The 13,380-nt window shown below is 33.9% G+C and carries 14 protein-coding genes and 1 pseudogene; 9 read left to right on the top strand and 6 right to left on the bottom strand.

Going from position 1 to position 13,380, the window contains the following annotated elements:
- Positions 1-9 precede the first annotated feature (9 nt).
- Together BCI_RS00195 and hupA are read right to left on the bottom strand one after the other, a co-directional pair.
- Positions 10-543 carry a phospholipase D family protein gene (locus tag BCI_RS00195; RefSeq protein WP_011520250.1) on the bottom strand — a complete coding sequence of 178 codons (534 nt, stop codon included), beginning with the start codon at positions 541-543 and terminating at the stop codon, positions 10-12.
- Positions 544-644: 101 nt separating this feature from the next.
- Positions 645-929 carry a nucleoid-associated protein HU-alpha gene (gene hupA / locus BCI_RS00200; protein ID WP_011520251.1) on the bottom strand — a complete coding sequence of 95 codons (285 nt, stop codon included), beginning with the start codon at positions 927-929 and terminating at the stop codon, positions 645-647.
- A gap of 772 nt (positions 930-1,701) precedes the next feature.
- Between hupA and thiC the strand changes: the two genes are divergently transcribed.
- From thiC to thiH, 6 genes are read left to right on the top strand one after another with little or no spacing between them, the layout of a single operon-like run.
- Positions 1,702-3,570 (top strand): phosphomethylpyrimidine synthase ThiC, encoded by a 1,869-nt coding sequence (gene thiC, locus BCI_RS00205; protein WP_011520252.1) that lies wholly within the window; start codon positions 1,702-1,704, stop codon positions 3,568-3,570.
- Positions 3,557-4,201 (top strand): thiamine phosphate synthase, encoded by a 645-nt coding sequence (gene thiE / locus BCI_RS00210; protein ID WP_011520253.1) that lies wholly within the window; start codon positions 3,557-3,559, stop codon positions 4,199-4,201. The genes thiC and thiE overlap by 14 nt, the downstream gene beginning before the upstream one ends.
- The gene (locus BCI_RS00215; RefSeq protein WP_011520254.1) at positions 4,194-4,967 is read left to right on the top strand and encodes a HesA/MoeB/ThiF family protein; all 774 of its coding nucleotides are present in this window, start codon (positions 4,194-4,196) and stop codon (positions 4,965-4,967) included. The genes thiE and BCI_RS00215 overlap by 8 nt, the downstream gene beginning before the upstream one ends.
- On the top strand, positions 4,967-5,167 hold the full coding sequence (gene thiS, locus BCI_RS00220) for a sulfur carrier protein ThiS (RefSeq protein ID WP_011520255.1): 201 nt from the start codon (positions 4,967-4,969) through the stop codon (positions 5,165-5,167). Before BCI_RS00215 ends, thiS begins: the two co-directional genes overlap by 1 nt.
- A 3-nt stretch (positions 5,168-5,170) precedes the next feature.
- On the top strand, positions 5,171-5,950 hold the full coding sequence (locus tag BCI_RS00225) for a thiazole synthase (RefSeq protein WP_011520256.1): 780 nt from the start codon (positions 5,171-5,173) through the stop codon (positions 5,948-5,950).
- The gene (gene thiH / locus BCI_RS00230) at positions 5,947-7,095 is read left to right on the top strand and encodes a 2-iminoacetate synthase ThiH (RefSeq protein ID WP_011520257.1); all 1,149 of its coding nucleotides are present in this window, start codon (positions 5,947-5,949) and stop codon (positions 7,093-7,095) included. Before BCI_RS00225 ends, thiH begins: the two co-directional genes overlap by 4 nt.
- A gap of 60 nt (positions 7,096-7,155) precedes the next feature.
- On the opposite strand, the gene mreD is transcribed toward thiH, so the two are convergent.
- From mreD to BCI_RS00245, 3 genes and pseudogenes are all read right to left on the bottom strand, one after another.
- Entirely contained in the window at positions 7,156-7,632 is a 477-nt protein-coding gene (gene mreD / locus BCI_RS00235; RefSeq protein ID WP_011520258.1) for a rod shape-determining protein MreD, read from the bottom strand.
- A 170-nt stretch (positions 7,633-7,802) separates the two neighbouring features.
- Positions 7,803-8,615: pseudogene (gene mreC, locus BCI_RS00240) on the bottom strand (rod shape-determining protein MreC); the annotation flags it as partial.
- Between the two features lie 76 nt (positions 8,616-8,691).
- Complete coding sequence (locus BCI_RS00245; RefSeq protein WP_011520260.1) at positions 8,692-9,735, bottom strand: rod shape-determining protein; 1,044 nt, start codon at positions 9,733-9,735, stop codon at positions 8,692-8,694.
- 406 nt (positions 9,736-10,141) lie between these two features.
- On the opposite strand from BCI_RS00245, the gene aroQ reads away from it, so the two are divergent.
- The 3 genes from aroQ to accC are packed head-to-tail and all read left to right on the top strand — an operon-like array spanning position 10,142 to position 12,426.
- Entirely contained in the window at positions 10,142-10,594 is a 453-nt protein-coding gene (gene aroQ / locus BCI_RS00250; protein ID WP_041574908.1) for a type II 3-dehydroquinate dehydratase, read from the top strand.
- A gap of 21 nt (positions 10,595-10,615) precedes the next feature.
- Entirely contained in the window at positions 10,616-11,068 is a 453-nt protein-coding gene (gene accB, locus BCI_RS00255) for an acetyl-CoA carboxylase biotin carboxyl carrier protein (RefSeq protein WP_011520262.1), read from the top strand.
- A gap of 8 nt (positions 11,069-11,076) precedes the next feature.
- The gene (gene accC / locus BCI_RS00260) at positions 11,077-12,426 is read left to right on the top strand and encodes an acetyl-CoA carboxylase biotin carboxylase subunit (protein WP_011520263.1); all 1,350 of its coding nucleotides are present in this window, start codon (positions 11,077-11,079) and stop codon (positions 12,424-12,426) included.
- 256 nt (positions 12,427-12,682) lie between these two features.
- Here the strand turns inward: accC and BCI_RS00265 are convergent, their stop codons facing one another.
- A complete protein-coding gene (locus BCI_RS00265) occupies positions 12,683-13,318 on the bottom strand; it encodes a MarC family NAAT transporter (RefSeq protein ID WP_011520264.1) in 636 nt (211 codons plus the stop codon).
- Positions 13,319-13,380: the final 62 nt, after the last annotated feature.

Below are 13,380 nucleotides of genomic sequence, written 5' to 3' on the forward strand. Positions count from 1 at the left end.
CTTAGTATTTTATGTATTTTCTGTTATTTCTGAGATTGATTCGACCCATAGTCGATTAAATTCTTTAGTGTATTGGTTAGCAATATATGGCTTATTTTTTATAAATATGACATTTTCCGCATTATTAGATTCTGCGTTCTGTGTATAGTTAAATGATCCTGTTTGCACAGACTTATTATCTACAATAATGAATTTATTATGCATAATTGAGTAATGACTAATTAACCTAATTGGTACTTTATGATTGATTAAATGGTATATAGCTGTACGTTTATTATGATTTGATTTTTTATCAGCGATGATTCGTACTTTAACTCCACGTTGATGTGCATGAATAATAGCTAATGTTATTATTTTATTAGTAAATGAATATGCAGCAATATCAAGAGATTTTTCTGCATTTAATATAGCATTAAGAATTATATATTTAGCTGTTATTCCAGGAGAAAAACCAACTTCAATATCCCTTTCTATCATACTATATGAAGTAAAGATAAAACAGAAGAGAAAAAAAATAATGGTTAATTTTATTTTCTTATTCATTTTAATATTCACTTTAATTAAAGTAACCTAATAAACAACTAAATATAGCATCAATCTTTAATCTTTTCTTTCTCAAAAGAGAGGAAAATTTCCCCTCTTTTTTATGAATCTGTTGACTTTACTGCTTTCCTTAATGTTTTACCTGAAATAAATGTAGGTACATTCACAGCAGCTATTTTTATCTCTTTGCCAGTTTGTGGATTACGGCCAATACGCTCGCTACGATGATTAATCTTAAAAGTACCAAAACCAACTAATTGTACGGTATCTCCTCCTCTTAAAGATTCCGTAATTGCTGCTAAGGTAGATTCTAATGCTGACTTAGCCTGTGCTTTAGAAAGATCTGCTTTATCCGAAATAACATCAATAAGTTGAGTTTTATTCATATCTTATCCTTACATTTTTATTGCTTACTAAGCATCTAGTACAACGTATTTTTACGCTAAAAATGAAATTATACACTGTAAAACTTTATTTATTTTTTATAAATAATAGTTATATTGCTAGTTAGCATAATAATTGTTATTTCTAATAATAGTTTTAGTGCTATTATTAATATCTTATATTGCGCCTCCCACCAACTTGATAGATAAACATAGATTATGCGTAACTAAATACTTACTAGTACATAACTACTCCCTAGCTGCCAATAGTTGAGTAATAAAACATTATTACAATGTAGATGAATACATATAATGCTTTTATATATCAATAATAATTAGATAACTACTAATATTAGTAATAGCAAATTTTAATAAAATTAAAGCATATATATTATTAAGTAATAATAACTTATTATTAATAAATAAATTTAATATTGCATTTTAGTTGCACTATCAAATATTCACTGGCAATCTAGAAAATATTAGCTTTGAGTTGATAGGTTCATATTACTCTTTATCAACAGTAATATGATGAATTTACATATTAGATTGTATAGTTTATCAATCTAATTAGCTTTAGCGCTCATGAAATATGTTAGACGCTTTTACTATCATTCATGACCACTCTAACTAATTTTCATACATTAATTTAAATAAAATTAATGTTAAGTATAAATAATTTTATTCTCTTTAAGTTAGATGTTGAGATCAATGATGTAACTATATCACTTAAGACTAAGCATATATTGGCAATAGTAATATAGAGGAATTTTTTATGTCAAGATCATCAATACCTGCTTCACGCCGAGTGAGCCGTGCAAAAGCACAGGCTTTTATGGATAGCTTAACAGGTAGTAGCTATTTTCCTAACTCAAGAAGGATATATTTACAAGGTAAAACACCTTCAGTACATGTACCAATGCGTGAAATTAAGCTACATCCTACATTGATCGGTAAAAACGGTGAACATTATGAGGATAATCAACCTATACCAGTTTATGATACTTCAGGTCCTTACGGTGATCCTACTATAGCAATTAACGTACGTACAGGTCTTAACCGGTTACGCGAGATATGGATTCTTGCACGACAAGATAGTGAGCCAATAAGTAATAATAATAACGATCGTCAGAGTTCAGATAAACAGTTAAGTTTTACTACTAACTATAATCCACGCCGAGCTAGCTATGGACGCTGTATTACACAATTACATTACGCACGTGCCGGTATCATAACGCCAGAAATGGAGTTTATAGCTTTACGTGAAAATATGGGCCGAGAACGTATTAGTAGCAACGTGCTACATCAGCAGCATTTAGGTTCTAACTTTGGTGCTAAAAAAGCTGATCATATTACAGCAGAATTTGTCCGGCAGGAAGTAGCAGCAGGACGTGCTATTATACCTAGTAATATTAATCATCCAGAATCTGAGCCAATGATCATTGGCCGTAATTTTCTCGTAAAAGTAAATGCAAATATTGGTAACTCAGCAGTAACATCTTCTATTGAGGAAGAAGTCGAAAAGTTAGTATGGGCTACTCGTTGGGGAGCTGATACAGTCATGGACTTATCTACTGGTAGTTATATTCACGAAACTAGAGAATGGATATTACGTAATAGCCCAGTACCTATAGGTACTGTACCTATCTATCAAGCGTTAGAAAAAGTAAATGGAGTCATAGAAAATCTTAATTGGGATATTTTCTACGAGACATTATTAGAACAAGCTAACCAAGGAGTAGATTATTTTACGATTCATGCTGGCGTATTAAAACGTTATGTTCTACTAACAGCTAGTAGGTTAACTGGTATCGTATCGCGTGGTGGCTCTATTATGGCTCAATGGAGTTTAGTACATAATCAGGAAAACTTCCTTTATGAGCATTTTAGTGAAATTTGCAAGCTTTGTGCTGCTTATGATATTGCTCTATCTCTTGGAGATGGTCTAAGACCCGGTTCCGTACAAGATGCTAATGATGAAGCACAATTTTCTGAGTTACATACACTAGGCGAATTAACTAAAATTGCCTGGGAATATGATGTGCAAGTAATGATCGAAGGACCTGGTCATATTCCACTACATATGATTGAGCGTAATATGACTGATCAACTTAAATATTGCCACGAAGCACCATTCTACACTCTCGGACCACTCACAACAGATATTGCTCCTGGTTATGACCACTTTACTTCAGGTATTGGTGCCGCACTAATAGGCTGGTTTGGATGTGCTATGCTGTGCTATGTAACTCCTAAAGAGCATCTAGGTTTACCTAATAAGGAAGACGTAAAACAGGGTTTAATTGCCTATAAAATTGCCGCACATGCTGCAGATCTAGCTAAAGGACATCCTGGTGCTCAAATACGTGATAATGCTATGTCAAAAGCTCGTTTCGAATTTCGCTGGGAAGATCAATTTAACTTAGCTTTAGATCCTTTTACGGCGCGTATGTATCACGATGAAACTATACCGCAAACAGCAGGAAAATTAGCAAATTTTTGCTCGATGTGTGGTCCTAAGTTTTGTTCTATGAAGCTATCAAAAAAAATACGTAATTACACTAATATGAAAAATATAAAAACTATTAGTAATAGTTTCATGAATAAATTAGATAATAGCGGTATTAAAAATGCTGACCGATAAATATTTAGATTTACCTAATCGACTTGGTCTCTATCCTATTATTGATTCGTTGGTATGGTTAGTACGTATGCTAGATCTAGGAATCACTACCATACAATTAAGAATTAAAGATAAGAGTGAAGCTGAAGTTGAGCCAGATATTGAAGCTGCTATTGTACTTGGAAGACGATATAACGCACGGGTATTTATCAATGACTACTGGCGTCTAGCTATCCGCCATAGTGCATATGGTGTACATCTTGGGCAAGAAGATATTAATAAAGCTGATATTCATGCTATTAATCACGCAGGATTATTCTGGGGAATATCAACTCATAATGAAGAAGAGTTAATGCGTGCAATAACATATGGTCCTTCTTACATTGCACTAGGTCATATTTTCCCTACTACTACTAAAATTATGCATTCGCGTCCACAAGGATTAAAAAACTTACGTAAGCTAGTAACTAAATCTAGAAATTTACCTACGGTAGCTATAGGTGGAATTAGTGCTACTAAAATTGATTCAGTTTTAGAATGCGGTGTTGGTAGTATCGCTGTAGTAAGTGCAATAACACGAGCACCTGATTGGCATAAAGCTACCATCAATATACTGAACAAAATTAAGCATTGGCAATCTATTTATGCTTAACGATCAAGATTTTTTGCGTTATAGCCGCCAGCTTTTACTAGAAGATATTGGTACTACTGGACAAAAACAGTTGGAAGCAGCTACTGTACTACTAGTAGGCTTAGGCGGGTTAGGCTCACCAGCATCAATGTATCTTGCTGCGGCTGGTGTTGGTACCTTATTGTTAGCAGATTATGATAATATCCATATTACTAATTTACAGCGACAAATTCTCTATCGTACTAGAGACATTGGAGAACTAAAAGCAAAGGTTGCACAACAAAACCTCACAGCACTTAATCCGCAAGTACATTATATTCCTCTAATTAGGAGACTACAAAACTCTACTTGGTTAGATATGCAAGTAAAACGTGCCAACATTGTACTAGATTGTAGCGATAATATGTTGACACGTCATGCCATCAATGCTGCTTGTGTACGTTGTAGCATACCGCTAATTAGTGCTAGTGCTGTTGGTTTTAGCGGACAACTAATAGTTTTAACCCCACCTTTTAGTAGCGGTTGTTATGCGTGTTTATTTCCATCTATACAAGAGAAAGAACATAATTGTCGTACTATCGGTATTCTTGGTCCAGTAGTTGGTATTATGGGAACCATACAAGCTTTAGAGGCAATAAAATTAATTTGTGGTTTACCGATGGAAACAGTCGGCAAACTATTGTTATTTAATGGTAAAAAACTTCAGTTGCGCGTATTAGCTTTAAGTATTAATCAGCATTGTCTAATCTGCGCTAATCATACCAGTAGTAATATAGGAAAACTATAATGACTATTATTTTTAATGATCGGCCAATTGAGCTAGCTACACCCTTAACTTTAATAACGTTACTTAAGCAGCTTAATATAGAGATTTCTGGTTCTGCACTTGCAGTTAATAATACAATTATTACTAGTTCTAACTGGCTAGAATATCAGGTACAAGATGGAGACGATATCTTACTATTCCAGGCTATTGCTGGAGGATAAAAAATGTTTACTCTTGCGGATATTTCTTTTCGTTCAAGGTTGTTAATGGGTACAGGAAAATTTACAACAAAAGAAATAATGTTACAGGCTATTACTGCAGCTGGTAGTGAGCTAGTAACATTAGCAATGCGTAGAGTAGATATAAAGGGAGGTAATGATGCTATACTACCTACGTTACGGACAGCAGGTGTTAAGCTATTACCTAACACATCTGGTGCTAAAGACGCCGATGAAGCATTATTTGTAGCTAGGCTAGCACGCGAAGCAATTGGTACTAATTGGATTAAGTTAGAAATTCACCCTGACATGCAATATTTACTACCAGATCCAGTAGAAACATTAAAAGCTGCGAGTAAATTAGTCAAGGATGGTTTTGTTGTGCTACCATATTGTAGTGCCGATCCAGTATTATGTCGCCGACTTGAGGAAGTAGGTTGCGCTGCAGTAATGCCACTAGGATCACCAATAGGCTCAAACCAAGGGCTAAAAACCAAAGATTTCTTACAAATTATCATTGAACAAACACAAGTGCCAGTAGTGGTTGATGCTGGTATTGGAGCACCTAGTCAAGCGTTAGAAGCACTAGAAATGGGTGCCGATGCTGTGTTAGTTAATACAGCAATTGCAGTAGCACTAGATCCTGTTGCTATGGCTAGAGCTTTTAGTCTAGCATTAGCAGCAGGTGATTTAGCTAAGTCGGCTGGTTTAGCAGAACGTAGAAAATATGCTAGTGCAACTAGTCCATTAACACAATTTTTATCACACTACGAGGTATGTAAATGATAACTTTTAGTCAGTGTTGGCAAAAAATAGATTGGAATACAGCTAGTTTACGTATTCATAGTAAGAGTGAGCAAGACGTAGAACGAGCCCTTAATACTAATAGTCCTAGTACAGAAGATATGATGGCGTTGCTATCGCCATCAGCTAAAAATTATCTAGAACCACTAGCACAGCGGGCGCGTTATTTAACGCGTCAGCGTTTCGGTAATACTGTTAACTTTTTTGTACCACTTTATCTATCGAATTTTTGTACCAATGAATGTAGTTATTGTGGTTTCTCGATTAGTAATCGTATACAACGTAAAATTCTTGATGAGCAAGAAATTATACAAGAATGCGAAGTAATTAGTGCCCAAAATGTTGATAATATACTTCTCGTCACTGGAGAACATAAACATAAAGTAGGTATAGAATATTTCCGTCGTTACGTACCAAAAGTACGTAAATATTTTACGTACATTATGATGGAAGTACAGCCTCTTTTATCACAAGAGTATGCTGAATTAAAGACACTAGGGTTAAATAGTATTTTAGTTTACCAAGAAACTTATCATTTACCAACCTATCAGATTCATCATCTACGTGGTAAAAAACGTGATTTTTTTTGGCGGTTAGAAACTCCTGATCGCATAGCTAGTGTTGGTATAGATAAAATTGGTTTAGGAGTATTAATAGGACTCTCGCAGGACTGGCGCACTGATTGTTATATGGTAGCCCGGCATCTACTTTATTTACGCAATCACTATTGGCGTATTAACTACTCTCTTTCTTTTCCCCGACTTCGTCCTTATCCTGGACAAGGAGTAATACCTTCATCTTTAATTGATGAAGCTCAGTTATTACAAGTTATGTGTGCCTTTCGTTTATTTGCTCCTGAAGTAGAAATTTCTCTTTCTACTAGAGAGTCTCCATATTTCCGTGATCATATTGTACCAATCGTAGTAAATAGTGTCAGTGCGGGTTCAAAAACACAACCAGGTGGTTATGCTAGTGAAAAACCGGAATTAGAACAGTTTTTACCATCAGATAATCGTTCTATGCAAGAAGTAGCGCAAGCATTTATCCATGCTGGGCTACAACCTATATGGAAAGATGGACTAGAAAAGCCATTTGTTTGTTCACCTACAACGACAAAAAAATATTAAATTAATAATTGCTACTTTTAGGTAGCATAAAAGTTCTTATATAAAGAACACGCAATATTTTTAGCTTGTGATTTTACGCATAATACATAAAACTAAAGGCCATGCTATACCATCTACTATGCTACTAGATAAAATTCCTGTTTGCCATGAATTACTTAGTAATAAATAATTAGTAATATTTACTATGAATTTAGCAATTGCTGAAGCCAATATTATAATAATTACTTGTTGATAAATATTTTTATTCCGAAAAAATTTAATTTTTATAAAAACTATATATATAATTATACTAATTAATAGAGGATGTATACCTAATTTTGATCCTCGTATCAAATCAACAATAATACTTATTAAAAATACTATTCCCACATGTATTCGATTTTGTCGCACCATAACCCAATAAATTAGTAATAAATTGAGCCAAGATGGCCAAAATAAATTAATAGGTTTGTTACATGGTATGATTGGTAATATGATGATAATAAAAAAAAAGAATAACCATATAACCCAGTTATATTGACGATAAAATCGTGTCATAAATCATGATGTAGCTATTCTGTTTATCACTAGTTTATCACTTAGATCTACTTAGTATGACTTTTATTAGGTAGTACCAATATATATGATACCTATCATAGTAAATTTAACGAACTTCTTAATAAAACGATACTTATTTAGCTATATTATAGCAGAATTTACTTATTTTTCCAGAGTAATAGTAGATAATGTAAATGCTGTAGTGTAGCAATAGGTTTCGCTTTAATTAGCATATGAGTACGAGGTAAATCTAACTTTACAGATGAAACAACAGCAACTGGATAACCTTCTGGAAATCTACCTCCTAAGCCTGAAGTAACCAATAAGTCTCCAACATGAATATCGATCTTTTCTAGATCTTGAGGTAAATATTCAATCTGTAAATCTGCATTACATCCTTTACCTATTAAGATACCACGTATATTATTACGCAATACTTGGATCGGTATTGCATGGGATGTATCACAAATTAGCAAGATACGACTAGTATACTTGCTAGTAGCAATTACTTGTCCTACTATTCCTTGGTCGCTTATTACTGGCTGTCCAATATAAATACCATTATTCCATCCTTTATCAATAACTATTTGATTAATATATGGATCTATTTGTAGGGAAATTACCTTTGTCAGAATTGTATGCTCATCATGATGTAATGGAGCTATTAGTAGTTTCCGCAAAGTAGTATTTTCTTGTTTATAATGCATTAGTAATAATTGTTTACTCTTTTGTAATATTAGCTCCTGACGCAAAGCTCTATTTTCTTGCTTTAACTTAGCATTTGTTGTAAATATTGTTGATAAATTATCTAATTTTTGCACTGTACTATTGGTAAACAAGTAAATTGGACTTAACACCGTATCCATATACATACGAATAGTAGTAAAACTATCTAGTCTATTATCAACTATGATTAATATGATAGCAACTATCATAGCTAGATATAGTCGCAATGACATAGAATTACCTCTAATAGGTTTAATAACAGAACGATATTTAAATAAGACTATTCGATTCCAGTTCATATTAATTAGTTATTAAACTCACTAAATATTGTAGCTATTCTTCGCTAAATAAATCACCACCATGTAAATCATTCATTTCCAATGCTTTACCCCCACCACGTGCAACACAAGTCAATGGATCATCTGCTATTGTAACAGGAATCCCTGTTTCTTCCATAAGTAAACGATCTAAGTTACGTAGTAGTGCGCCACCACCAGTTAATACCATACCACGTTCAGAAATATCTGATGCTAGCTCTGGTGGACATTGTTCTAGTGCTACTCTAACAGGACTTATAATGCCGGTTAGTGGTTCCTGTACAGCCTCTAAAATTTCATGGGAGTTTAAACTAAAACCACGTGGTACCCCCTCGGCTAGATTACGACCTCGTACTTCAATATCTCGCAGTTCATCTTCTGGATAAGCGGAACCAATGCTATGCTTAATTCGTTCCGCTGTTGCTTCACCAATAAGAGAACCATAGTTACGGCGTACATAATTAATAATTGCTTCATCAAAGCGATCTCCACCAACACGTACAGAAGAGGAATATACTACTCCATTTAGTGAAATAACTGCTACTTCAGTGGTACCACCACCAATATCAACTACCATTGATCCTGTAGCTTCGAATACTGGAAGTCCAGCACCTATCGCAGCAGCCATAGGTTCTTCAATTAGAAAAACCTCACGTGCTCCAGCACCCTGAGCCGATTCACGAATAGCACGACGTTCTACTTGAGTTGCACCTACCGGAACACAAACCAACACGCGTGGACTTGGACGCATGAAACTATTACTGTGTACTTGTTTTATAAAGTGCTGTAACATTTTCTCTGTTATAAAAAAGTCAGCAATTACACCATCTTTCATTGGCCGAATAGCTATAATATTACCTGGGGTACGTCCTAGCATCTGTTTTGCTTCGTGACCAACAGCTGCTACGTACTTTGGTGATCCTGCTCTATCTTGACGAATCGCAACGACTGAGGGAGCATTCAGGACAATACCCTGTCCTTTTGCATAAATGAGAGTATTAGCAGTACCGAGATCAATTGATAAATCATTAGAAAATATCCCGCGAAATTTTTTCAGCATAAATTATATCCTAACATTCAAACAAGATGCAGTATGCTTAACTCATAATTAAGCATAACTATTTTATTATATAATAGATAAAAACTATTAGTAGTTCTTAACTAATTAATATTAATTAGCCAATAATATAGATATAAAGCTATTGTATTTTGTACGGTAGCACATAAATTGATACATTAATATTGCCAATACTTTGAGATAAAGATTAGTTCAACAAATGAATTTTTTATACTCTAGTACATTAATTATAAAATAACGCTATGCTGATCTAGAGATTTATACCTAAATATTACCTAAAATAGGTATTATACCGTATTCAAGTTAGCTGTAATTTAATCACGCTTGATGAACTTTAATGTTAGTATCTTTTATGGGGTGTCGCCAATTGAAGCTAGATAGTAGTATAATTACTGATAAGTTCCATATTTTGCTTCTGAATGGCCCTAATTTAAATTTACTAGGTCACCGTGAAGTAACAAAGTATGGCTATACCACACTTACGGAAATCGTCAAAGATTTGATTCATATTGCAGCAAATCTTAAAGTAAAACTTTGCCATTTTCAGTCTAATGCAGAGCACATACTTATTCATCATATACATGAGGCTCGTGGTAAGATAGATTTTATCCTTATCAATCCTGCGGCATTTACTCATACTAGCATTGCCCTACGTGATGCTTTTTTATCGGTTAATATCCCATTTATCGAGATTCATCTATCTAATATATATGCTCGGGAGCCATTTAGACATTATTCTTATCTATCTGATATTGCCGTTGGCGTAATCTGCGGTTTAGGTATTGATGGATATCACTTTGCTTTACATAAAGCGGTTAAACTTCTCTCAAAATCTCATTAATTAGAGTATGGAACTTCACTTATGGATATTCGTAAGATCAAAAAACTGATTGAACTGATTGAAGAATCTAGCATTTCAGAGTTAAAAATCTCCGAAGGTGAAGAATCAGTTCGTATTAGTCGTTCTACAGTACAATCAGCCTACCCAATGATACATACTGATGTTCCTATGTCCCAACAACAATTAGGGACAACTGTATCTGACAATTCAATAGAAACTACAACCGTACCAACGATTAGTACATATCTAGTACGCTCACCAATGGTGGGTATTTTCTATCGAACACCCAGCCCAGAAACAAAACCTTTCATAGAAGTAGGTAAAAATGTTAACTTAGGTGATACTCTGTGCATTATTGAAGCGATGAAAATCATGAATAGAATTCAATCAGATAAAGCTGGAGTAGTTAAAGCTATTTTAATAGATGATGGTCAACCAGTTGAATTCGACGAACCACTAATGATCATCGAATGAGGCACTAAATGTTAGATAAAATTGTCATTGCAAACCGTGGTGAAATTGCATTACGTATTCTTAGGACATGCAAGGAGCTAAATATTCAAACTGTGGCTGTACATTCAACTATAGATCGAGATCTAAAACACGTGTTGTTAGCAGATGAAACAATTTGTATTGGACCTCCACCTTCAATAAAAAGTTATCTGAATATTCCTGCTATTATTTCAGCAGCAGAAATTACGGGATCAACAGCTATTCATCCAGGGTATGGATTTTTATCTGAGAATGCTGATTTTGCAGAACAAGTTGAACGTTCTGGTTTTATTTTTATTGGTCCGAAGGCAGAAACTATTCGTCTTATGGGAGACAAAGTATCAGCAATTAAAACCATGAAAAAAAATGGTATACCCTGTATACCAGGTTCAGATGGACCAGTAAGTGAAGATATGCATAAAAATCATGCTATTGCTAAACTTATTGGTTATCCTGTCATAATTAAAGCTTCCGGAGGTGGGGGTGGGCGTGGTATGCGTATTGTGTGTAACGATCAAGATCTGGAATCTTCTATTCGAATTACCCGTGCTGAAGCAAAAGCTGTATTTAGTAATGATATAGTTTATATGGAGAAGTATCTAGAGAACCCTCGACACATCGAAATTCAGATTTTAGCAGATAATCAAGGTAACGTAATTTATTTAGCCGATCGTGACTGCTCAATGCAGCGCCGTCACCAAAAAGTTCTAGAAGAAGCGCCTGCACCAGGTATTACTGATGAGTTACGTCGTTATATTGGAGAACGTTGTGCGAAAGCTTGTATTGAAATAGGCTATCGTGGTGCTGGTACTTTTGAGTTTCTATATGAAAAAGGTGAGTTTTTTTTCATAGAAATGAATACACGTATTCAAGTTGAACATCCGGTAACTGAAATGATCACTGGTATAGATATAATCAAAGAACAGTTACTAATAGCATCAGGTCAACCACTATCTATTACTCAGGATAAAATAAATATATTGGGTCATGCAGTAGAGTGCCGAATTAACGCTGAAGATCCTAATACTTTCTTGCCTAGTCCTGGCAAGATTACGCGTTTTCATGCTCCAAGTGGCTTTGGCGTTCGTTGGGAGTCACATATTTATGCAAGCTACTCAGTTCCACCCTATTATGACTCTATGATAGGGAAACTAATTTGTTTTGGCGAGAATAGGAATGTAGCTATTTCGCGCATGAAAAATGCATTAACAGAGCTAATTATAGATAGCATTAAAACTAATATAGATCTACAATTAAAAATTATTAATGATGAAAACTTCCAAAATGGTGGTACTAATATTCACTATTTAGAAAATAAATTAGGAATCCAAAAAACATAATCTAATTCTCTAGTTTAGAGAAATATAGATACATAATCTATTTTATTAAAAAAGATTTATATATAAGCTTTCTATAAAATAGAAAGCCTGAATTGTTACATAAATTATTTTAATCATTTTGTAATAACAGATATTTAGCAATATCTAATTAAATTAGTAGCTAATACTAAATAGATTAAAATTTATATATAGTAAATAACATATTAATTTAATTAAAATTTTTATGAAATATATTATGTTTATATACTATATTACATTAGTAAATAATGCCTTTGATACCATTGATAATAAATTGTACTCCCATACATACCAGTAAAAATCCCATTAGTTGTGAAATGACCTTGATACCATTAGTGCCGACAATACGCATGATTATGCTAGAACTACGTAGTACACACCATACGATTAAGCTTACCGTAATAAATACTAAAATTGGTGTAATCTTTGTTATCCAAGGTGAAAAACATACATCATGTTTAAAAGTAGATACCCAACTAATAATCATCGCGATAGTGCCTGGCCCTGTTGTACTAGGCATTGCTAGCGGTACAAAAGCTATGTTAATATTTTTTATCTTATTGCTATTATTTTTAATTTCATCATTCTGCTCAGGAAATAACATACGAAATCCAAGAAATGAAACAATAAGACCACCAGCAATACGTAAACCTTGGAGGGAAATACCAAATACATTCATGACTGTAGTACCTGCATAAAAAACTACGATCATGATAAGTAATACATAAAAAGATGTTAGTAGTGACTGCTGATTACGTTCCTCAGCGGTCATATTTTCACTGAGGCTTAAAAATAATGCTAGGGTTGTTAATGGATTTGCTAAAGGCAACAAAACCATTAAGCCTAGGCCAACAGCCTTGAATAATTCTAACATGATGTATGTTTCTCCTAGTCCAATATTTTAATTAGATTCATTATCGTGCAAATTCTTTTCTT

Source organism: Baumannia cicadellinicola str. Hc (Homalodisca coagulata) (genome assembly GCF_000013185.1).
In the GTDB taxonomy this organism is placed as follows: Bacteria; Pseudomonadota; Gammaproteobacteria; order Enterobacterales; family Enterobacteriaceae; genus Baumannia; species Baumannia cicadellinicola_E.

What these genes read in the sequence shown, in the direction of transcription:
- BCI_RS00215 (WP_011520254.1), top strand. Translation starts at nt 4,194, where the DNA reads ATGCTTAACGATCAAGATTTTTTGCGTTATAGCCGCCAGCTTTTACTA.
- BCI_RS00225 (WP_011520256.1), top strand. Translation starts at nt 5,171, where the DNA reads ATGTTTACTCTTGCGGATATTTCTTTTCGTTCAAGGTTGTTAATGGGT.
- thiS (WP_011520255.1), top strand. Translation starts at nt 4,967, where the DNA reads ATGACTATTATTTTTAATGATCGGCCAATTGAGCTAGCTACACCCTTA.
- accC (WP_011520263.1), top strand. Translation starts at nt 11,077, where the DNA reads ATGTTAGATAAAATTGTCATTGCAAACCGTGGTGAAATTGCATTACGT.
- BCI_RS00265 (WP_011520264.1), bottom strand. Translation starts at nt 13,318, where the DNA reads ATGTTAGAATTATTCAAGGCTGTTGGCCTAGGCTTAATGGTTTTGTTG.
- BCI_RS00245 (WP_011520260.1), bottom strand. Translation starts at nt 9,735, where the DNA reads ATGCTGAAAAAATTTCGCGGGATATTTTCTAATGATTTATCAATTGAT.
- accB (WP_011520262.1), top strand. Translation starts at nt 10,616, where the DNA reads ATGGATATTCGTAAGATCAAAAAACTGATTGAACTGATTGAAGAATCT.
- thiE (WP_011520253.1), top strand. Translation starts at nt 3,557, where the DNA reads ATGCTGACCGATAAATATTTAGATTTACCTAATCGACTTGGTCTCTAT.
- hupA (WP_011520251.1), bottom strand. Translation starts at nt 929, where the DNA reads ATGAATAAAACTCAACTTATTGATGTTATTTCGGATAAAGCAGATCTT.
- thiH (WP_011520257.1), top strand. Translation starts at nt 5,947, where the DNA reads ATGATAACTTTTAGTCAGTGTTGGCAAAAAATAGATTGGAATACAGCT.
- thiC (WP_011520252.1), top strand. Translation starts at nt 1,702, where the DNA reads ATGTCAAGATCATCAATACCTGCTTCACGCCGAGTGAGCCGTGCAAAA.
- mreD (WP_011520258.1), bottom strand. Translation starts at nt 7,632, where the DNA reads ATGACACGATTTTATCGTCAATATAACTGGGTTATATGGTTATTCTTT.
- BCI_RS00195 (WP_011520250.1), bottom strand. Translation starts at nt 543, where the DNA reads ATGAATAAGAAAATAAAATTAACCATTATTTTTTTTCTCTTCTGTTTT.